This is a genomic window from Bacillus sp. AFS053548, from assembly GCF_002575105.1.
In the GTDB taxonomy this organism is placed as follows: Bacteria; Bacillota; Bacilli; order Bacillales; family Bacillaceae_G; genus Gottfriedia.
Genome location: NZ_NUHI01000003.1, coordinates 129287 through 150930 on the forward strand (window position 1 = coordinate 129287; position 21644 = coordinate 150930).

Below are 21644 nucleotides of genomic sequence, written 5' to 3' on the forward strand. Positions count from 1 at the left end.
GAGATGGGTGAGTCATATGGTAAAGGTAACGATTTGGAATGAAAATCGACATGAACAAATTAATCCAGATGTAAAAAGCATTTATCAAAGCGGAATACACACAACCATTGCTACTTTCTTAAATGAAGCAGGGTACGATACTAGGACGGCTACATTAGAGCAACCTGAACATGGTTTGACGAATGAAGTGCTAGAAAATACTGATGTATTAATTTGGTGGGGACATATTGCACATAATGATGTGGAAGATCAAATTGTTCAAAAAGTTTATGAAAAAGTATTGCAAGGTATGGGGTTAATTGTCCTACATTCTGGTCATTTTTCAAAGATTTTTAAAAAATTAATGGGTACTAGCTGCGATTTAAAATGGCGTGAAGCAGCGGAAACGGAAAGACTATGGGTTGTCGATCCGTCTCATCCAATAGTAGATGGTATTGGTGAATATATCGAGATTGACAAAGAAGAAATGTATGGCGAACATTTTGATATTCCAACCCCAGATGAGTTAGTTTTAGTTAGCTGGTTTAAAGGTGGGGAAGTATTTAGAAGTGGTTGTACATTTAAAAGAGGGAATGGGAAAATCTTTTATTTCAGACCAGGTCATGAAACTTATCCAACTTATCATCATAAAGAAGTTCAAAAAATTATCATTAATGCAGTAAATTGGGCGAATAAATCAAAAAGAAATTATCCTTCATATGGACATAAAGAGGCCATAGAGGCATTAACGTAAAATAATAGATTGGAGCGAGAAAAAGATGAAATTAGGGGTATTCACGGTATTATTTGCGGATCAATCATTTGAAGAAATGCTTGATAAAGTTGCAGACTCCGGATTAAAGGCTGTTGAAATAGGAACTGGTTGTTACCCTGGTAATGCACATTGTCCGTTAGATCGTTTAATAGAAAGTGAGCAGCTAAGAAAAGAATATATTGAAAAAGTTGAAAAACGTGGATTAATGATTAGCGCTTTTAGTTGTCATGGTAATCCAATATCACCTGATAAAGAGTTTGCGAAGGAATCACATGATGTTCTTGCTAAAACGATTAAACTTGCTTCGCTATTAAGTGTACCAGTTGTAAATTGTTTTTCTGGAACAAGTGGTGATCATGAAGAAGCAAAGTTTCCAAGCTGGCCTGTAACTGCTTGGCCAAATGAGTATAGAGATGTACTAAAGTGGCAATGGGAAGAAAAGCTAATTCCTTATTGGAAAGAAATGGGCAAATTTGCGGAAGATCATCAAGTGAAAATTGGTCTAGAACTACATGGTGGCTTTTTAGTTCATACTCCATATACATTATTAAAATTGCGCAAAGAAACTAGCGATGCAATTGGTGCTAACTTGGATCCTAGTCATCTTTGGTGGCAAGGGATTGATCCTGTTGCAGCGATTAAAATACTTGGAAAAGAAAATGCGATTCATCATTTCCATGCAAAAGATACTTATATCGATCAAGATAATGTAAATATGTATGGTTTAACTGATATGCAGCCATATGGTGAAGTTCAAACAAGAGCTTGGACATTCCGATCAGTAGGTTGTGGACATAGTTTGAAAGATTGGTCCGATATGATGAGTGCATTACGTACTTTTGGATATGATTATGTCGTTAGTATTGAACATGAAGACCCGATCATGTCGATTGAAGAAGGTTTTTCACGTGCTGTAAAAAACTTACAGTCTGTATTAATAAATGAAGAGCCATCACAAATGTGGTGGACTTGATAAAAGACTAGGTAACCAATCCAAAAAAAGTTGGTGGAAGAATGGAAAAATTAAGAGTTGCGATTATTGGTTGTGGAAATATTTTTTTAATGCATGCACAACCTGCTTTCATAAGAGATAATGTAGAATTGGTAGCGGTTTGTGATATTAAAGAAGAGCGAGCAAAAGAGAAAGCTGAACAATTCAAATGTACTTATTATACAAACTATCTTGAGCTTTTTGAGAAAGAAAATTTAGATGTTATCCATATTTGTTTACCGCATTATTTACATGCGCCGGTTGCAATTGAAGCCGCAAAGCGAAAAATCCATGTTCTTACGGAAAAGCCAATGTCTATTCATTATTCTGATGCACAAGAAATGGTAGAAACAGCAAAAAATAATGGAGTAACATTAGGTGTCATTTTCCAAAATAGGTATAATCCAGGATCAGTTCTAATTAAAGAAATGTTACAAAATGGTACTTTAGGTAAAATAAAATCTGGAAAACTATCAGTAACATGGGACCGTTCTGACGAGTACTATTTGACTAGTGATTGGAAAGGGACTTGGGAAAAAGAAGGTGGCGGGGTAATCATTGACCAAGCTATTCATACGATGGATTTAATGAGATGGTTCGTTGATGATGAAATTGAATATGTCGACGCGACAATTAGTAATAGAGCACATGAAATGATTGAAGTTGAAGATTGTGCAGAAGGTGTTATTAAGTATAGAAGTGGTGTAGTTACTGCTTTTCATACAATAAACTATTATTCTTATGATGCACCAGTTACAATTGAGCTGCATTGTGAAAATGGACTTGCTAAAATGGTTGCTGACCGAGGAGTAGTCTCTTTAAAAGATGGAAGAGAGTTCATTGCTGATAACAATCCAAATGAAACCTTTGATTATGGCAATGGTGCGAAAGGATATTGGGGCGTTAGTCATGTAAAACAGATTAATAATTTTTATGAATCATTAAATGATCATTCTCAGTTACATATTACTGGTGAAGAAGCGGTGAAAACTCAAAAAATGATTTGTGCAATCTATGAATCAGGTAAGAAAAAAGAGAGGATCTATTTATAAATAAATCTATTATATTATCCCCAATAATTTAATAATTAGATTATGAAATAGTAAATGACGTGGAGTGTTATGTTCCATGTCGTTTACTTTTTTTATTTTCTCACTGTATTCAATGGCTAATTGAAATATTAGAAGTTTTTAATTTTATCATGTTTATTTAAGAAAATTGATTGATCTTCATTTATGAAAAAGCATATAATTTTAACTATAATCAGGAGAAACGTTTCGATATTTTATAAGATTCTAAATGGGCAGAAAAAATTTCATTTACCGAAATGAGTATATTTAGATTTACTTCAAGAAAAACAAGCTTACTAGAACATACTAAAAAAGAAATTAAATTTAATCGTTATAAAGCTTAAGAACAATTTGCTGGTTTGAATAATGGTAAAGTATCCGTAAAAGATGGACGGAGAATCTATTCGAGCTGTCCTGGAATTTACATAAATCAACTAAATTGGAATAGTCTAGGTATTCTTCATATTGATAAAAATTTAGTAATTGATCCAGTCCTTCCAAAAAAACTTGAAAGATTAAATTTTGAATTTGCAATTGTTAACTATGAAGTAACTTTTAAATATCACCTAATGAATGAATCGGATAATGGGCAGCGAGTTAGGTTGTCAATTATCCGTTTTGTTTTATTTTCTTCATAAATTTTAATGATTTATTATAGGTTCTTCGACGAAAATACACTTAAATTCGGTGATTGAATATGATGGGTATACATGGAAAACTAATACTTGATGTTGAAAAGAGGTATATTATGAATCATTTTTCGGGAATGCCCATTCAACAAATTGACTCGGGTCCGTCTGACAGTATTGTAAAAATGATAATTCAACGGATGAATGAAGAACCGACGGTATATGCATTTCGATCTGTTGATGAGTTTGAGGGTATGTTGCGAAATAACATAATTTTAAGTGCAATAGCTATGTTTCAAAATAGAATCAAGTTTGCAGTATTTGAAAAATCTTATTGTAATCCAATGTACTGGCAATTAATGAGAACTGGCGGATTCCTATTGAGGAGAGGTGTAAGACCTTCTGACGCAATTAATGATATTTACATTAATAGTTCATATTATGCGTTTGAATGTGCAACGGCAATGGTCATTATTTATTACCATGCGGTCCTAAATCTAATTGGTGAAAACTTATTTAATCAAATTTTTCAAAACATCTATTTATACGGCTGGCATACTGATTCTGACTTAGGAATAGGTGCCCAGTATTCTGACCGAATTTTACCTGGAGATATCGTATATTTTAATAATCCAGAGTTTAATCCACTCACCCCTGAGTGGAGAGGGGAAAATGCAGTAGTTCTAGGAGATGGTACTTATTTTGGACATGGATTAGGAATATTGACAGCCGAACAAATGATTTTTGCCCTGAATAAAATGAGATGGCCAGGAGCATATCGGTCAGCCTACCTGACTAATTCAGTTACAAGACCGAACTTTAAAAATTTGGCGGCATTATCGAATTGGCAACGAGATCACTCAAATAATAAATATAAGAATATAGTAGTCCATCATAATGAAAGTTCGATTTCATTTGATCATTATAAGTATTTGTTAAATTACTTTACGAATTATTTTACGTGATGTTCAATTGTAATAAAATTATTCAAAACCAAAGTGAGGTCATGGCAGAGTGTTTTATTTGCCTAAACCTCACTCTTTTTATAATTCCATTAATTTATGCCCTAATATTTTTTTTTTATCTGAATTACTTAATGTATAACTAAGCTAAAACTTGAGAGGATGCATAGTCAATATTTTTGCACTTTAATTGTATAAATGATTCTCAACTTAGTAAAAGATAGTTTATTATTAATTTAGTTAATGTATTTGGGGGAAATCACATGAATAATGGGTTTGTATGCAAATGTTGTGGAAAATATCATAAAGAGTTACCGATGAGTTATGGAAGTTCAGTTCCTGACTATTTTTTTGAAATTCCGGTTGACGAGCAGGAAAGTCGTTGTTGAAATGAACGATGATCAATGCATAATTGATGATAAGTATTTTTTTATTCGTGGAAATATTGAAATTCCTATTATCAATACAAATCAAAAATTTATTTGGGATGTATGGGTTTCATTAAGCGAAGAGAACTTCGATAAAACAAGATTTTTGGGATGATCCTAAAAGAGAAAAAAATTGGATCCTATATTTGGATGGTTATCGACAAATATTCCTAGTTATCCAGACACAATTAATTTAAAAACTATGGTACACACAAGAAGTGTTGGTTTGTGTCCTGTCATAGAATTAGAGCCAACTAAACACCCATTAGCATTAGAACAAAGAAAAGGTATAACATTAGAACGAATTATGCAAATCGCAGAAGAATTATGTGATTCGGGAGGGACCACACGGATATAAAGCATATAGGGACTGGACCGTTTCATCCAAATTGTGATAAAAGAAAAAATAGAAAAAATGGCTTTTTGGTATACATAGAATGGGGGATATGGGATGGCGGGAATAAAAGATATTGCCAAAGAAGCTGGAGTTTCCATTTCAACGGTGTCATATGCATTAAATGGAAGTCCAAAAGTAACAGAAGAAACTCGAAGCAGAATCATGAAGATCGCAAATAGGTTAGGTTATGTTCCTAATGCAGCGGCAAGGATGTTGAAGGTTAAAGAAACAAAAATTATCGGGGTATTCTTGGCTGATTATGGAGGTTATTTTTACGGACCACTATTAAGAGGAATGAGACAAGCTTTAAACGACAAAAGGTATGAATTGATTGCTTGTTCTGGTGTGCAATCACGTCGACTTTTACTTGAAAAAGTAATTGATGGTGGAATCATTTTAGATCAGGCCTTTTCAGATGAAGAACTTTTAGATTATGCTGAAAAAAACTATAAAATGGTAGTGATGGATCGAGAATTACAGCACAACAATATTAAAGGAGTTCTATTAGATAATAATGGCGGAGCTAAGTTAGCGATTAAAGAACTTCTTAAAAATGATGTCAAAAAAGTATATGCTGTAACAGGGCCAGAGGGATCATACGATTCAAGTAAACGTATGGAAGGTGTTAGAGAAGAATTAGCAAATTATCCTGAAATTGAGTTAATTGAAATCGGCGGAAATTTTATGAAAGATTCAGGAGAAGTAGCAGCACAACAAATCTTTTCATACTATAATGAACCGAGTGCAATTTTCTGTTTGAATGATGAAATGGCAATTGGGATCTATAACTATCTTCAAGATACAGATTACAAAGTAGGTAAAGATGTTTTTATTGTAGGTTTTGATAATATTGAATTATCACAATTTGTATCACCAAGATTAAGTACAGTATCTTATTCAACATTTGATTGGGGTTCATTAGCGGCTAAAAATATATTGAAACTTATTTCTAACGAAGTCGTTGAGAATAAGAAAATTGAAGTTTCATTAACTGTTGGTGGTTCTTCTTAAGTTTTACTTAAAGAGACTTAAATTTCTCTTCAAAAGAGAGGTTTTAAGTTTCTTTTTTTTGTCTAATACTGAAAATTTCACATACCGTACCAGATTCTACAAAGTGAAAAAATACAGTATTTAGTAGTCAATATTGAACAGAAGACTTAATTTAAAAGAACAAACCGTAGAATTCAACCTCTTTTAATCGTAGGAAAGGAAATTAAACTAAACATGTCGAAATATTGAACTATATAAATACTACCAAAGGACTGAGTGCTTTTGAACACATTATTGTTAACAGGTTTTGAACCTTTTCTGAACTTTTCAATTAATCCTACTGAAGAAATTGTGAAAGAGTTAAATAATCAAGAGGTTGGAGGGTTTCAAATTATCGGGGCAGTTTTACCTGTTGATTTCAGTACAGCGGGTAATGAGTTAATAAAATTGTTTCATACGTACAACCCATCGGCGGTTATCTCATTAGGATTAGCAGGTGGTAGATTTAAAATAACGCCAGAACGGATCGCAATAAATTGCAATGATGGTGCAGCGGACAATAAAGGGAATAAATATGAAGGGGCAAAAATTGATCCAGAAGGCCCGGATGGACTATTTTCAACGCTTCCAATTCAGAAAATTGTTAATGAATTAAACAATCACAAATTTCCAGCTGAAATATCTGATTCTGCAGGTACTTATTTGTGTAATAACGTTATGTATCAAATGCTTAATGAATTAAAAAAAATAAACAAGCGAATTCCGAGTGGCTTTATTCATATTCCAGCTTCACATGAAATGGCTGTAATTGATCAGAAGTTGCCAAGTTGGTCGCAAACTGATTTGACAGATGCTATAAAGCTTGCAATCGAAGTGATTATTCTAAATGATAAGCACTAAATTGGATATTTTTCCGTTAGGTTGCTCTGGCTTAGTATGTTATTTAGGTGATTCGATTTCAATGGAAACAAATAATCTAGTACATGCTTTCTCAGAATATCTAAAAACTAAATTAATGACGAAAATAACAGCAGTCGTACCATCTTATCATTCCATTACAATTTTTTATGACTCAATTAACTTTTCATACGAGGAATTAAACCAAGAAATAAAGTTACATTTTAATCGTTATAATCGTTCTAAAATTAACAGAGAGCGTACTATTTATGAAATTCCAATTTGTTTTAGTTCAACTTTTGGAACCGAACTTCAAAAAGTAGCAGAGCAAAATAAACTAAGTACTGAAGAAGTAGTACAACTTTATCTAGAAAAAATGTATCCCATTTATATGATTGGTTTTTTACCTGGGTTTCCTTATCTTGGCGGATTAAACCCTAAACTATCAACTCCTAGACTAATAAAGCCAAAAACAGTTTTAAAGGGTTCGGTTGGGATTGCCGGAAATCAAACAGGGATTTATCCTTTTGAATCTCCAGGTGGATGGAATATTATTGGACGTACTCCAATTTCAATATTTTCAACGAAAGATAATGGCACAGAAAACTTTAAACCTGGAGATTTAGTAAAATTTTTTGAGATTAATATCGAAGCATTTAATGAGATTGATCAGCTAGTGAAAGAGGATAACTATTCAATTAAAAAGGAAGTGCGTTTTATTGATTCATATTGATTTAAACTGTGATTTAGGTGAAAGTTTTGGGAATTACAAAATAAATGACGAACAAATTATGCCACATATTACTTCAGCCAATATCGCTTGTGGATTTCATGCAGGTGATCCGTTTGTAATTTATGAAACAGTAAAATTAGCAAAACAGTATAATTTATCAATTGGAGCGCATCCAAGTTTTCCTGATTTACTTGGTTTTGGTAGGAGAGAAATGAATTTCAGTGAAGATGAAATTTATAAATTAGTTCTCTATCAGATTGGTGCACTTTATTCGGTATGCAAAGTAAACCGAGTTGAACTTCATCATTTAAAACCTCATGGTGCACTTTATAATATGGCAGCTACAAATTTGAAACTCGCTTTAGCGATTACAAAAGCAATGAAAGACTTCAATCATACACTAACCTTATATGGACTAGCAAATAGCAAATTAATAGAAGCAGCGATTGAAATGAATATTCCTTTTTCTTCAGAAGTATTTGCAGATCGAGCATATGGTGATGATGGTTTATTAGTCCCTCGTAATCAATTAAACTCGGTTCATCACAATACGAAGGATGCCATTAATCAGGCACTCCAAATTGTAACAACCAAAACCGTATCAACAATTACCGGTAAAGTTATTCCAATTCAAGCTGATACCATTTGTATACATAGTGATTCTGATATTTCAATTAAATTAGCGATGGAATTACGTAAAGTATTTAGTGAGAATAACATTCTTGTTAAGTCAAGAGGAGCGTAATACTTTGAAAGAGTTTTTTGAAGTTTTACAAAGAGGTGTATCAATTTCAATTCAAGATAATGGAAGGTATGGTTTTAGACATTTAGGTATACCTGTTTCTGGTGCCATGGACAAGTTAGCTTATCAAATTGGAAATCTATTAATAGGAAATAAATTAAACGCAGCTAGTATTGAAATTGCGATTGGTGGTACTGTCCTAAAAGCATTAAATCAATTTTCAATCGTCATTACAGGTGGGAATTTGAAACCTACAATTAACGGTAAATTAGTTGAGATGAATAAAATAATCGACATAACAAAAGGAGAGATTTTGACTTTTAACGGGGGAAATACTGGTGTTTATTCATATATATCGATACCCGGCGGAATTAAAAGTGAATCTCATTTCGAAAGTCAGTCATCGTATGAGGCTGCTTCTCTTGGATTAATCCCTAAAAAAGGTACAATAATTTATGGTTCAAATACTTCTTATAAACTAGTGAAAAATGGACTGAAACATGAGTATATTCCAATCTATCCTAAGCATAATTTGGTTCATTTTATAAAAAGTAGTCATTTTGAGAAAATACCTCACCATATAAAAACACAAATTTTATCTGAACCTCTTACAATTGGTACTTTTAATAGAATGGGAATGTATTTAAGTTCAAAAAATGCTAATTTAAATCCGTTTGATTCAAATATTCTATCAGAAGGCACTACTTTTGGAACGATTCAAGTACTACCAACTGGTCAACCAATTATCTTACTAGCAGACTCTCAAACTACAGGCGGATATGCAACATTAGGTACAATAATTTATTCAGACCTTTGGAAACTTGTACAAATGCAACAAGGAAATACAATTCAATTAATACCAGTAGATGTAGATGATTCGAGACTTTTAAATAAAAAGCTTCATTTATTTTTAAACTATTTACAAATTGAATGTAGAAATAAGGAGAGATAACGATGGAAAAATTACTTGGAAAATTATTTGATGTGACAGAAAAAGGCGAAAATGAAATTGTAATTGAAATAATAAGAGAACAACCAAATTTGATTCATGAAGAAAATGAGCATGGGTTAACATTACTTGGAATCGCAGCACATTACGGTCAATATGAAGTTGTAAAAACTTTAGTAAAAAATGGTGCTCAGATCAATGCACTTTCTCACTCAAAGCTTTCATTTATTCCACAAAACACAGCTCTCCATGCAGCAATTGCAGGTTCTAAGTCAATAGAAGTGATCGATTTTCTTTTAACGAATGGAGCAAATCCTAATATTAGCGACAGTGAAGGGCACACTCCATTACATATCGCAGCATTTGAAGGCAATACGTCTATAGCTGATCTTTTGTTAAAAAAAGGTGCTGAAATTAAAGCTAATAATTCTGGTAAAACCCCAATAGAAATTGCTGAAGAGCGTGGTAATTCAGCGTTTATCAATTTTATAAAAGAAGTAACTTTATAAAAATCAGTAGTGTTGTGATGACTGTTATGTCACAGCACTTTTTGTTATGATAAAAGAAAGACTAGTAAAGAGGGAATAAGTATTGAGAATTAATGTTTATATTAGTGCATCTGGGTATTGTTCTAGAAGAGCAGCAGAACGATTGGTTGCTTCGGGACAGGTTAAAATTAACGGACTAACTGCTGAAAAAAATAGCATAGTAGAAGAAGACGACCTTGTACAAGTAAATGATGAAGTGATTTACTTAACAAGTGAAAAAGACTATATCATTCTAAATAAACCGGTAGGAATTACTTGTACAGGATTACAAACTGTAGAAGGTAATATAATTGAATTTGTCAATTATCCAAAGAGACTTTTCCCAATAGGTAGATTAGATAAAGATTCTGAAGGATTAATCATCCTTACAAACGACGGACCTATTGCACATAAAATTTTACATAGCGAACATGGACATGAAAAAGAGTATATAGTCACAGTCGATCAACCAATTGATGTAGATTTTATTAATGGCATGTCAAATGGAGTACTTATAGGAACTGTTTTAACAAAAAAATGTAAAGTTGAAAAAATAGATGAATATACATTCCGTATTATTTTAACGCAGGGCTTAAATCGTCAAATTCGGAAAATGACAAAAAGTTTTGGAATTAAAGTGATTAAATTAAAGAGAATTCGAATTATGAATATCCATATGGAAAATCTAGAAATAGGTAAATGGAGAAAATTAACAGAAAAAGAGTTATTTACATTAAAAGAACAATTGAAAGAGGAAGAATCAAATGAAAATTTTAATTGATGCAGATGGCTGTCCAGTAGTTTCAGAAACAATTAATATTGCAGCAGAATTTAAGGTAAACGTTCTTTTATTATGTGATACTGCCCATATAATGCAAAGAGAGGGCGCTGAAACAATCGTTGTTTCACAAGGTGCGGATGCAGTTGATTTTGCTTTAGTAAATCGAGTTGTAAACGGAGATCTCGTTATTACCCAAGATTATGGTCTTGCTGCAATGGTTTTATCAAAGCAAGCTTATGTATTAAATCAAAACGGTTTTCAATATACAAATGAAAATATTGATTCACTTTTACATACTCGATATGTTTCAAAGAAAATTCGAAATGCAGGTGGACGTGTGAAGGGACCAAAAAAACGTCAAAAGCTTGATAATGCAAATTTCGAAAACGGTTTAAGAAAATTACTTTCTTCAATTTCTTTATAGTAAAATAGAATTGTATAAATAAAATAAAAAAGGAGGCAAGCATGTTAACACTTGCAAGAGAAAACTTAAAAAAGTATTTTGGATATGAAAATTTCAGAGCTGGACAAGAACAAATTATTGAACGAGTTTTATCAGGAAAGCACACAGCTGGTATCATGCCTACAGGTGGTGGAAAGTCGATCTGTTATCAAATTCCAGCGACAATTCTCCAAGGAGTTACCCTCGTCATTTCTCCATTAATCTCTTTAATGAAAGACCAGGTAGATGCATTGCATCAAGTAGGTATTCCTTCCACATTTATTAATAGTTCACTTTCTTATAATGAAGTAAATGAAAGAATGATGGATTTAAGTTATGGTGAATACAAAATTCTATATGTTGCACCTGAAAGATTAGAATCAGAAAGCTTTATTAATGAATTAAAAAGATTGCCAATTTTACTTGTAGCAGTAGATGAAGCACACTGTATATCGTCATGGGGACATGATTTTAGACCAAGTTATTTACGTATAAAAAACTTAATACAAGAATTGCCTACTAACCCAACTATATTGGCACTTACTGCGACGGCAACTCCTCAAGTTAAATCAGATATATGTAATCAATTAGGAATAATCGAGGAAACGACAATCATTACAGGCTTTGAAAGAGAGAATTTGTCATTTAAAGTCATTAGAGGTCAAAATCGATTAGATTATATTTGTAATTACATAAAACAAAATAAAAACGAATCAGGTATTATTTACGCCGCAACTAGAAAAGAAGTAGATAATGTTACGAATAAATTAAGAAACCTTGGGATCTCTGTCGGTAAATATCATGCAGGATTAAGCGATGCAGAGCGGTCAAATCAACAAGATGCATTTTTACAAGATAATATTAGCGTAATGGTCGCTACAAATGCATTTGGTATGGGAATTGACAAGAGTAATGTTAGATACGTAATCCATTACCAAATGCCTAAAAATATGGAAAGCTATTATCAAGAGGCTGGAAGAGCAGGGCGAGATGGATTAGAAAGTGAATGTATTTTACTTTTCACTGCGCAAGATGTTCAAATTCAAAGATTTTTAATTGAACAATCTACCTTTGAACATAATCGTCTAAAACAAGAAATTTCAAAACTACAATCAATGAAGGATTACAGTTATTGCGAAACATGTTTACAGGCATTTATTTTAAAATACTTTGGGGATGAAACTGACCACTCCTGTGGTAAATGTAGTAATTGTATTGATCAAAGAACTTCAATAGACATTACAATTGATGCTCAAATCGTTTTATCATGCATTATTCGAATGGGCGAAAGATTTGGTAAAACGATGGTTGCGTCAGTTCTAACAGGATCAATGAATAAAAAATTAATAGACTTAAATTTTCATACTTTAACGACATACGGTTTATTCAAAACTCGTACATTAAAAAGTGTTGGAGATTTAATTGATTATTTAACATCGGAACAATTTATTGGCGTTACTAGCGGTAAATTCCCATTGTTAACTGTAACAAATAGGGGAAGAGAAGTTCTACTAAATAAAATAAACGTAATGAAAAAAGAAGAAATCCAAGTTACTGAAATAAGAAACGTTGATAATGATTTATTTGATCAACTTCGAAGTTTACGTAAAGAAATTGCTACAGAACTTGGTGTACCGCCATTTGTCGTATTTGCAGATAGTACTTTACGAGATTTATGTAAATTACTCCCTACAACTGATGAAGAATTCCTACAAACAAAAGGTGTCGGATTGCAAAAACAACAAAAATTTGGTCATCAATTTATAGAAGTAATCAAGAAGTATAAAGAAGAAAACCATATTGAACTAGAGACAACAAAACCAAAAGCGACAACCATTAATAAAGTACCTTCACACAAAATATCATACGAATCTTATCAAAATGGACTTACTATTTCTGAAATTGCAAAAGAGAGAGGATTAAATACGACTACTGTTGAAAACCATATTCTGCAAAGTGCAATGGAAGATGATCATTTTGATTGGGATGAAGTAGTGCCTAATGATATTGAAAAACAAATTAAAGATGTAATTAATACAGTTGGGAGCGAAAAACTTAGACCTATAAAAGATGAATTACCTACTGAAATTACTTATTTCATGATTAAAGCAGTAATTATGAAATCTGCAACATAATATAAACTATTTGAACTAAAGTAAAAGAGCTTCCTATATTAAATGGGAAGCTCTTTATTTTACCTATTTCTTACTAGCCTTAACCTTTATTTGATTACTTTCTTTACTTTCATTATGAAGTCGATCTACAGCAGTTATTTCATACGTGTAGTCTTTATCTATATTTGCTGTTGTATCTAAATATGTTGTTTTGCCATCTTCTGATTTACGAACAGTAGTTAAGATGTTTCTTGGATCATCAATGCTATTTTTATGTAATCCATCAAAACGGTAGACAACATAATATGAAACATCTTGATCATTAGGATGGGTATTCAAAGTAAGTTGGATTCCATCTTTTGTACGAAGAGCGTTTTCAAATTTTGGTTTCTTTGGAGCTTTGTTATCTAACCATGGCATTGAAGGAATTAATGCCTTTGTACTATATAAGTCTTGACTTAAACGATCTTTTATACCAAGTGGATTTCGATTTAAGTCTTTAATTGAAAAATGCATACTACCTTTGATTTCAGGAATTGTACGATTTAATGCAATTTGTTTTGGTAATTCGTCAGGTAGAGCCCATGCCTCATTGTTAGCGTTAATTTTGTAATCGGCTTGTCCAATATATAAATCAACATTCTTACCCTTAACTTCCTTTGTCCACCAATTTGCTAGCGTATCGTATGCTGCAGCTTCAAATCCTATATTCCAATAGATTTGAGGAGTAATATAATCAATGTAATCTTTATTAATCCATTCTCTTGTATCAGCAAATAGATCATCATAATTTGTTTGACCAGCAGTTGTATTTGAACCAGTAGGGTCTTTTACTATGTTTCGCCAAACTCCAAAAGGACTAATTCCAAATTTAACATAAGTTTTTTCTTTTTTGATTGAATTATGAAGAATTTTTACGAACTGATTTACATTGTCTCGTCGCCAATCTTCAATATTAGCAAACTTTTGTTTACCATATTTTTCGTACGAGGTTTGATCTGGAAACTCTTGACCTGCGATACGATATGGATAAAAATAATCATCCAAGTGAACTGCATCGATATCATATTTTTTTACAACTTCCATAATCCCATCAAGAATAAATTGACGTGCATCAGGATTACCTGGGTCAAAATATAATTGCTTTCCATAAGGGACTACCCATTCAGGATGTTTTCTTGCAGGATGGTTTTCTGCTAAAGTATTTAAATCTTCTAAAGTAGCATTTCCTGGTGCTGTTCGTGGCATTGTAATACGATACGGATTAAACCAAGCGTGAAATTCAATATTACGTTTATGTGCTTCTTCAACCATAAATGCAAGCGGATCATAGCCTGGATCCTTACCTTGTGTACCAGTTAAGTATTTAGACCATGGACCATATTCAGAAGGATAAAAAGCATCAGCGGTTGGCTTAATTTGTACAACAACTGAATTCATTCCCATTTTTTCCACATCATCTAATAGTTTAATAAACTCTGATTTTTGTTGCATTTCAGACAAGCCAGTAGTTGATGGCCAATCTATGTTTGTAACTGATGCAATCCAAGCTGCTCGCAGCTCATGCTTAGGCGGGACTGAGTACTGTGAAGTAGTTTCAGCATGAACATTTTGAATTTGTTGAAATAATAGAGATGCGCCTACTGTAGCAGCAATCGCATATTTTCCAAGTTTTCTTTTCTTCATAAGTGTTCCACCTTACCTTCTATTAAATTAGTAGCGCTTACATAATATAAAACTACCAAAAATGGAAAGTATTGTCTATAACTTTTGAAATAAAATTTCAAAAAAATCTAAAAAATTAAGAAATTAAATTTCGGTATTTGATACCTTTGTGAAATCCCTAAATATAAATCATTTTAACATTCAGGATCTATAGCTTGGATTGTCTTAAATTGGTAAAATATTGATTGTAAGTATAATTGCATTAATAAAAGTTCATATAAGGAAAGAGCATACATTTATTCAAATTTCACGAGACAAGAGAGGATAAGAATTTGAAAATTAATCAATTAATTGCAAATAATATTAATAAATTAGATGCAATTTTACCTGAGAATCAGTCATTGGGAATTGCTGGATTATCTGGTTCTGGTAAGACAACTTTTTGTCAAACAATTGGTGAAGAGTCAAAGAAACGTCTAGTGTCTTTACTTCCAAAGGCCGAATATCAATATTTATTCCCTAACTTAATGGAAACAAATTTTAGTGCGATTAAGATGGAAGAAATGCCATTAGTACTTTTCCTAGGCAAATCTTCCATTTCTACCAATCCACGATCAACACTTGGAACACATACAGGTGTTTTTAAGGACATACGTGTAAGTCTTGCAGAAAAGTTTAATCTTTCTCCAGAAGTTTTTTCGTTTAATAATGAATTAGGCTGGTGTCCGGATTGCAAAGGCCGCGGCATTACAAAAAATATTGAATGTAAAAAGTGTAAAGGAAACCGTTATAATAAAAAAATTGAAGAATATACAATTGAGTTATTTGATTGTCCACATTCTATTTCAGATATTAATAACTTAAGTGTAGAAACAATCTTATCACTAGCAGAGGAATTACAAATAAGTGAAGCTAAACAGCATTTACTAAACAATATAATCAAAATGAATATTGGCTATTTATCCCTAAATCGAATTACTGGAACATTATCAGGTGGAGAAATAACTCGACTTTATTTAGGCGAATTTATGGCAACTAGTGAAAATACTGTTATTATCATCGATGAAATTTCGGTAGGTCTTGACCATGATACTTTAAAAAGAATATTAGACGAGATAAAAGAATTAGGATTTAAAAATCAAATATGGTTAATTGACCATTCCGATACTGTGCTAGATGCAACAGATGATCAAGTATTTTTCGGACCTGGAAGTGGTAAATACGGCGGGAAAATTGTTGAAGAATCTCCACGACCTAAACCGACTTACCCCGAAAGAAACGAGACATTGCCAAATGAGTTCTATGATTTTAAAGATCTTCATTGTCGTAATATCCAAATTCAAGAAATACTAATTCCTAAAAATAGAATAGTAACATTTACTGGCGAATCTGGATGCGGTAAATCTACTCTAGTAAATGAATGTATGTCAAAAGACTTCTTAAAACGATACCCAAAAGATAAATTAGTGATGGTAGGTCAGGATCGAAACCAATCGATTACAAGCCGATCAACAGTTGCTACATTCTTAGATATAAAAAGAAAGTTAACAAAATATAGTGAAGAAATAGATGATATTTTCCTGCGTTCAATCGAGGATATTATTGAAGAATTACCGAATGAAGACATTGCACATAAGCGATTAAGTTTGTTAATCAAACTTGGTCTTGGCTATCTTACGCTAGAAAGAAAAACACAAACACTATCAACTGGTGAATTTCAATGTGTACATTTAGTTTCTGAATTATTTTCTAATGTAAGAAACCCTCATACACTATTCATTTTTGATGAACCTTCAAAAGGATTATCACAAAATATATTAAATCAATTTATTGATAGTGTTCGAGAAATTCTAAAAGATGAATCAATTTCTATTATGATGATTGAACATAATGCTTACATGTTAGAAAGTTCGGATTATATTGTTGATTTTGGGAAAAGAAAGATTACTCCAGTTGAACATCTTGATGTTGTAAATCATGATGATTATTTTAATCAGATAAAACAGGAATATGAAAAGCCTCAGGCGCAAATTTCATCATCACTTAAAGTACAAAAGGGAGTTCAATATTTACAAGAAAATAATATAAATTATTTCAAAAATGCAGAAAACATTTATAAAGGTGGAATATTAAAAAGTCTATCTTCGATGGCACGACTTATTTATGGAGAATATGAATCTGATGCTATTCTTCCTGTTATTGCAATTGATTTAGAAAGACATTTATACAGTCAATATACATTTTTATATGAGATCGGCGGACTAATCAATCAAATCGTTGCTTCACATCCGACTAATAAGGATACAAGAAGTTTTGACTTTTATAACCAAGAAAATCATTGTCCATCTTGTTCTGGCCGTAGAGTAATTGAGAAGTTTGATATTGATGTAGTCATACAAGATAAAACAGTACCTTTCTGGGAAGGTTTATTACATTCAGATGTAATGGAAGTTTTAAAATATTACCAATATCCTAAATTACAATTCCTATTTGATGAAATAAAAAATGAACTTGGTCAAGACATTAGTAAAAGCTTTAATGAGTTGTCAGAAGCAGAAATGCATACTTTTTTATATGGATACTATGAAAAAACTTTTTATGATAAAGCTGGAAAGACACAAAGATTATGGGAAGGCTTTAATACGATTATTGGACGATATATGTCAATTTCAAAATCGGCTATCAAAGAACCAATGAAGGCTTCTAAAGAGCAAATTATATGTCCTATTTGCGAAGGTACCGTATTAAACCACCACAAAAAATTAATGTTTGGCAAATTTGATATTCGTAAAATCATCAATCAGCCTATAGATCAAGTAATTAAAACAGTTGGCCAGCTAACAGTCCTAGAAGAAATAAAATCAATTGTTGGCGGAGAAACAACATTAACAGTTGAAGTTTCTTTACTATCTCGAGAACAACAGGTTGCTTTAAAAATGCTAGAAATAAAACAAGCAAGCTTCGTTGGATATGAAGTAGTATTACAAAACGCTTTACCATTTTGGGATCGTGTTGAAACAAATATTGAAGAAGTAAGTAATAAAAACTTAGTAACGATTACTGATTTTAAAGATATATTTGAGACTAAAGAAGACATTATAGACAAATATTTTACAAATGGTAAATTCAAAAAGCTAACATATGTTTATGAAGCATTTGGTTATAAAAAAATCGTTACTCTAATTAATAAAGTAAAAGCGAGTAACCCTTGTCCGTTCTGTAAAGGAAAGAAAGTAATTTCAGAAGATAATTTACATGACGGAGTATATAAATTAACAATACCTTGTGTTAGCTGTTTAGCTAGTGGAATCAATGAGAGTGGACGTCAACAGCTTGTTGAGGGTATTGCAGTTCAAACATGGCTCACTGGTAACGTAAGTGAAATAGTTCCTGAAAACCAACTAACTGAGGAAGTTAAAGATATACCGATATTTAATCGCATAAGAGAACTTAATAAACGTGATATGATGGCAGTTTATCAATGTTTGATTCAAAATAATTAACAATAAAAAACTCATTTTCAAGATCGTTTTGAAATGAGTTTTTTATTTTGTGGATTAAAATATATGTGTCAATATAACAGGTAAAATTGTTGAGAAATTTTCATAGAATAATGTTCACACTTTATACATGGTAATAAAACAGTGTACTTAGTAAGATTAATCTGTAGGAAAAAACGAATTTTCTAAAAATATATTTTTAAAACAACAATATTTTTTTGAAAGTAGGAGATATGATGAATCATTTAAACTTAGGTAGGAACTTAAAAATATCAGCGGGTTTAACAGTATTTGTAATATTCTTGATGACCTATCTTTTAAACTAAAATATTGTATTTTCATATTAATTTGAACTAAAAACTCATTTGTTAAAAATACAAATGAGTTTTTTATTATATTTCTACTTTTAATAAATTACGATAATAGAAATTAAATTGAGAATCACACTTAAGTAGTGGTCCTCTTTTATAAAAATTCATATATTCGCTCATCAAATCTTTCTCTTTCAATAAACTCTGATGCTAAATTCGATAAACCTTTTTCAATGCAAAAAGGAGATAGCATGCCAGTATAGAATATAAGCATTGTAAGGAGTGTGAGGGGCATGATAGACGGAGATGTAATATTAACTAGTACTCAAATAAGAGAACAGTTGGAGTTGAAACCAAGCACCTTCAGAAAGTATCAGGACATCTTAGAGAATGTTGGTTATACAATCAAGAAGAATAGTAGAGGACATCGACAATATTCAAATTATGATGTCTTGATCTTCGAAAAACTAATTGAATTAAGTAAGCATGATGGTATGACGTTAGAGAAGTCTGCGAGAATGATAAAAGAACAAACCAATAGATTAATACCTCATACTGACATGATAGTCGAAGAAAAGTCTTTAAACTTAACAGAGCACCTAATACAGATAAACAATGAACACCAGTTGCAAACAATTGGAAAACTAATGAATGAAATGGAAGAAAGACTTTCTAAAAAGATGGATCTACAACATAAAGAAGTATTAAAGCAACGAGAAAAGCAGACTAGCTTACTGTTAGAAGAATGGAGAGAACAAAGAAAACAAGATCAACAACTGTTATTAGAAACGGCAGCCACTCAAGAAAAGAATTCATTACGAAAGAAAGTAAGTGAAAAAATAGAAGAATTAAAAAAATGGTATTTCGAAATATGAGCTTATATTACATTCTAGAGATTTCGCGTTGCTTTTGTCGTTGGAATGATAATAGCGATCTTATATGGAATTTTACACTTAATAATTAATAGCAGAAATTAGGGAGCACTTAAAACAAGTGTTCTTTTTTATTTATCAGAAATTATTATGTAAACTTGTTTTTAATTGATCGTTCTTCAGGAATGATGGATTTTCATTAACCCATTATTCTAGTACCCTTATTAGGTACAAAAAATACAGTTGAGGTTAGATTACTCTTCATGAATAGACGAAATGGCTTGTAATCAAATATTATAAAAATAGAACATACATTCTGGTGTTTTGAATATACTTATGGTAAAATTAGGTAGAGTAGGGTTGTGGTAGGTGCCTTTCTTCGCTAAGAAGGGAGGTGAGAATGTGACTGGTTATGAGATTGCAAATTTAATTATTCAATGTGTTGGAATAACTGCAACTGTAATCTTAAGCATAATCGGTATTATCATTTCTATTAGCAAAAAAAAATAACCACCCTACCCCTCGAATGGTTGTGGTGATTATTTCTTCACTGGATCCGAGGAAAGCAACTTTACCAATTACTACTCGGAAGGGGTGTGTTCGCAGCACATCCCTTTTTAGTATATTCTTTATGACTACATTATAGTCCTTTTAGTACAGTTTGACAATGAAGTTAAAGTTCTTTTTAACTGAATGAATCGTTAATTTGCAATTTTTTCATTTGAATTTTGTGATACCTTCTTCGGTGAATTCAGTAGCAGTATTAAAGCGATACCTAAAAATGTCATAAAAATTCCAACTACTTGTGTTGGTGTTGGTTTAAATCCTGTTATGACTGTATCTAACACAATTGCCACTGCAGGATCTAAAAATGTTAACACAGCTATTATATTAGAAGGTAAAAATCGAATATTACCAAAGAATAATGCATAGATAACGCCTGTATGAACAAATCCAATAATCAAAATAAAACTCCAGTTTGCTAAATGCAAGTTTTGAAAAGAATCAAATTTAACAAATGGAATTAAAAGTAGAAACCCTAATGTTGTCTGAAGTAAAGTCGTAAAATATGAACTTGTTTGTGTAATCCCTTTATTCACAATCATTAATAATCCATAAAAGATTGCCGCAAGAAATGCCCAAATGACACCAGACGAAAGGAATTTATCAAGTGTAAAATCAGAATTAATACCGGATAAAAGAATTGAGCCGATAAAACTACTTAAAACTCCAAGTAAAGGAACAACCGTAATTTTTTCTTTATATATTAAACTACCTAATAAGAATAAAATAACGGGAGCTAAGTAATAAATTGAAACTGAAATTGTAACTGATAAATTTTCAAATGATTTAAATAAAAATACCCAATTCAAAACTAATAGGATCCCACTAAATAATGAAAGACTTATATCTTTTTTATTAAATATTTCTTTTTTAGCTAATCCTGAAAAATACCAAACTGAAAATAAAAAAATACTTGCAAAAACACATCTAATAAAAACTAAATCAATGGCTTTTAGGCCTGTTTTAGGAGCGACGAAACCTACTGTGCCAAAAGTAGCCATTGCAATAATGATACTAATTGTCGCTTTTTTATTTACTGCCAAATTCCCCAATATGTATCACGTCCATTCCTTGTTTAATTTCAATATTCTGTCAAATAAGTATATACTAAACTTTAGTGTGATATCAATCGAATAAATCATGGATCAGGTAATACCTTTCTCATAGGATATTCTTGAGAGAAAAAGTCAGGAAGAAGAGATTTACTAACTTATAGGGGGTTCATGAGGAAGTAAAAAGGCAAGAAGGTGAGATATACTTCCTCATAAAGGGTTCATGAGGAAGAAAAGTGACAATAAGGTGAGATATACTTCCTCATAAAAGGTT

At 31.8% G+C, this 21644-nt stretch carries 19 protein-coding genes and 1 pseudogene; 18 read left to right on the forward strand and 2 right to left on the reverse strand.

Annotated features, from left to right (window positions below; translation table 11 throughout):
- The first annotated feature begins 16 nt into the window (after positions 1-16).
- The 16 genes and pseudogenes from CN946_RS01415 to recQ all read left to right on the forward strand — a co-directional run bounded on the left by CN946_RS01415 (position 17) and on the right by recQ (position 13427).
- Positions 17-733, forward strand: coding sequence for a ThuA domain-containing protein (locus tag CN946_RS01415; protein WP_098859587.1), 717 nt, complete (start codon positions 17-19; stop codon positions 731-733).
- A 25-nt stretch (positions 734-758) separates the two neighbouring features.
- Positions 759-1727 (forward strand): sugar phosphate isomerase/epimerase family protein, encoded by a 969-nt coding sequence (locus CN946_RS01420; protein WP_098859588.1) that lies wholly within the window; start codon positions 759-761, stop codon positions 1725-1727.
- Between the two features lie 41 nt (positions 1728-1768).
- Positions 1769-2797: a Gfo/Idh/MocA family protein gene (locus CN946_RS01425; RefSeq protein WP_098859589.1), complete on the forward strand. Its 1029-nt coding sequence runs from the start codon at positions 1769-1771 to the stop codon at positions 2795-2797.
- Positions 2798-3174: 377 nt separating this feature from the next.
- Positions 3175-3453, forward strand: a complete 279-nt coding sequence (locus CN946_RS01430) for a hypothetical protein (RefSeq protein ID WP_098859590.1) — start codon at positions 3175-3177, stop codon at positions 3451-3453.
- A gap of 110 nt (positions 3454-3563) precedes the next feature.
- Entirely contained in the window at positions 3564-4409 is an 846-nt protein-coding gene (locus tag CN946_RS01435) for a protein-glutamine gamma-glutamyltransferase (RefSeq protein WP_098859608.1), read from the forward strand.
- A 260-nt stretch (positions 4410-4669) separates the two neighbouring features.
- A complete protein-coding gene (locus tag CN946_RS24070) occupies positions 4670-4795 on the forward strand; it encodes a DUF2199 domain-containing protein (protein WP_483295361.1) in 126 nt (41 codons plus the stop codon).
- 1 nt (position 4796) lies between these two features.
- Positions 4797-5192: pseudogene (locus CN946_RS01440) on the forward strand (DUF2199 domain-containing protein).
- A 93-nt stretch (positions 5193-5285) separates the two neighbouring features.
- Complete coding sequence (locus tag CN946_RS01445; protein WP_098859591.1) at positions 5286-6242, forward strand: LacI family DNA-binding transcriptional regulator; 957 nt, start codon at positions 5286-5288, stop codon at positions 6240-6242.
- 261 nt (positions 6243-6503) lie between these two features.
- Positions 6504-7121, forward strand: coding sequence for a pyroglutamyl-peptidase I (locus CN946_RS01450; protein ID WP_098859592.1), 618 nt, complete (start codon positions 6504-6506; stop codon positions 7119-7121).
- Complete coding sequence (gene pxpB / locus CN946_RS01455; RefSeq protein ID WP_098859593.1) at positions 7108-7851, forward strand: 5-oxoprolinase subunit PxpB; 744 nt, start codon at positions 7108-7110, stop codon at positions 7849-7851. The genes CN946_RS01450 and pxpB overlap by 14 nt, the downstream gene beginning before the upstream one ends.
- Entirely contained in the window at positions 7838-8596 is a 759-nt protein-coding gene (locus CN946_RS01460) for a 5-oxoprolinase subunit PxpA (protein ID WP_098859594.1), read from the forward strand. Before pxpB ends, CN946_RS01460 begins: the two co-directional genes overlap by 14 nt.
- Before the next feature lie 4 nt (positions 8597-8600).
- The gene (locus tag CN946_RS01465; RefSeq protein WP_098859595.1) at positions 8601-9545 is read left to right on the forward strand and encodes a 5-oxoprolinase subunit C family protein; all 945 of its coding nucleotides are present in this window, start codon (positions 8601-8603) and stop codon (positions 9543-9545) included.
- A gap of 2 nt (positions 9546-9547) precedes the next feature.
- Positions 9548-10051, forward strand: coding sequence for an ankyrin repeat domain-containing protein (locus CN946_RS01470; protein WP_098859596.1), 504 nt, complete (start codon positions 9548-9550; stop codon positions 10049-10051).
- Between the two features lie 82 nt (positions 10052-10133).
- Positions 10134-10850 (forward strand): pseudouridine synthase, encoded by a 717-nt coding sequence (locus tag CN946_RS01475; RefSeq protein ID WP_098859597.1) that lies wholly within the window; start codon positions 10134-10136, stop codon positions 10848-10850.
- Positions 10834-11274: a YaiI/YqxD family protein gene (locus CN946_RS01480; protein ID WP_098859598.1), complete on the forward strand. Its 441-nt coding sequence runs from the start codon at positions 10834-10836 to the stop codon at positions 11272-11274. The genes CN946_RS01475 and CN946_RS01480 overlap by 17 nt, the downstream gene beginning before the upstream one ends.
- Before the next feature lie 41 nt (positions 11275-11315).
- Positions 11316-13427, forward strand: a complete 2112-nt coding sequence (gene recQ, locus CN946_RS01485; RefSeq protein ID WP_098859599.1) for a DNA helicase RecQ — start codon at positions 11316-11318, stop codon at positions 13425-13427.
- 63 nt (positions 13428-13490) lie between these two features.
- On the opposite strand, the gene CN946_RS01490 is transcribed toward recQ, so the two are convergent.
- Positions 13491-15092, reverse strand: a complete 1602-nt coding sequence (locus CN946_RS01490; RefSeq protein WP_098859600.1) for a glycoside hydrolase family 10-like protein — start codon at positions 15090-15092, stop codon at positions 13491-13493.
- Positions 15093-15403: 311 nt separating this feature from the next.
- On the opposite strand from CN946_RS01490, the gene CN946_RS01495 reads away from it, so the two are divergent.
- Both CN946_RS01495 and CN946_RS01500 read left to right on the forward strand, forming a co-directional pair.
- Positions 15404-18574, forward strand: a complete 3171-nt coding sequence (locus tag CN946_RS01495; protein WP_098859601.1) for an ATP-binding cassette domain-containing protein — start codon at positions 15404-15406, stop codon at positions 18572-18574.
- A gap of 601 nt (positions 18575-19175) precedes the next feature.
- The gene (locus tag CN946_RS01500) at positions 19176-19757 is read left to right on the forward strand and encodes a MerR family transcriptional regulator (protein WP_098859602.1); all 582 of its coding nucleotides are present in this window, start codon (positions 19176-19178) and stop codon (positions 19755-19757) included.
- Between the two features lie 698 nt (positions 19758-20455).
- On the opposite strand, the gene CN946_RS01505 is transcribed toward CN946_RS01500, so the two are convergent.
- Positions 20456-21370: a DMT family transporter gene (locus CN946_RS01505; RefSeq protein WP_098859603.1), complete on the reverse strand. Its 915-nt coding sequence runs from the start codon at positions 21368-21370 to the stop codon at positions 20456-20458.
- Positions 21371-21644 lie beyond the last annotated feature (274 nt).

Bases quoted from the DNA above. Each gene is read 5' to 3' on its own strand.
- CN946_RS01415 (WP_098859587.1), top strand. From the start codon at position 17: ATGGTAAAGGTAACGATTTGGAATGAAAATCGACATGAACAAATTAAT.
- CN946_RS01420 (WP_098859588.1), top strand. From the start codon at position 759: ATGAAATTAGGGGTATTCACGGTATTATTTGCGGATCAATCATTTGAA.
- CN946_RS01425 (WP_098859589.1), top strand. From the start codon at position 1,769: ATGGAAAAATTAAGAGTTGCGATTATTGGTTGTGGAAATATTTTTTTA.
- CN946_RS01435 (WP_098859608.1), top strand. From the start codon at position 3,564: ATGAATCATTTTTCGGGAATGCCCATTCAACAAATTGACTCGGGTCCG.
- CN946_RS24070 (WP_483295361.1), top strand. From the start codon at position 4,670: ATGAATAATGGGTTTGTATGCAAATGTTGTGGAAAATATCATAAAGAG.
- CN946_RS01445 (WP_098859591.1), top strand. From the start codon at position 5,286: ATGGCGGGAATAAAAGATATTGCCAAAGAAGCTGGAGTTTCCATTTCA.
- pxpB (WP_098859593.1), top strand. From the start codon at position 7,108: ATGATAAGCACTAAATTGGATATTTTTCCGTTAGGTTGCTCTGGCTTA.
- CN946_RS01470 (WP_098859596.1), top strand. From the start codon at position 9,548: ATGGAAAAATTACTTGGAAAATTATTTGATGTGACAGAAAAAGGCGAA.
- CN946_RS01480 (WP_098859598.1), top strand. From the start codon at position 10,834: ATGAAAATTTTAATTGATGCAGATGGCTGTCCAGTAGTTTCAGAAACA.
- recQ (WP_098859599.1), top strand. From the start codon at position 11,316: ATGTTAACACTTGCAAGAGAAAACTTAAAAAAGTATTTTGGATATGAA.
- CN946_RS01490 (WP_098859600.1), bottom strand. From the start codon at position 15,092: ATGAAGAAAAGAAAACTTGGAAAATATGCGATTGCTGCTACAGTAGGC.
- CN946_RS01500 (WP_098859602.1), top strand. From the start codon at position 19,176: ATGATAGACGGAGATGTAATATTAACTAGTACTCAAATAAGAGAACAG.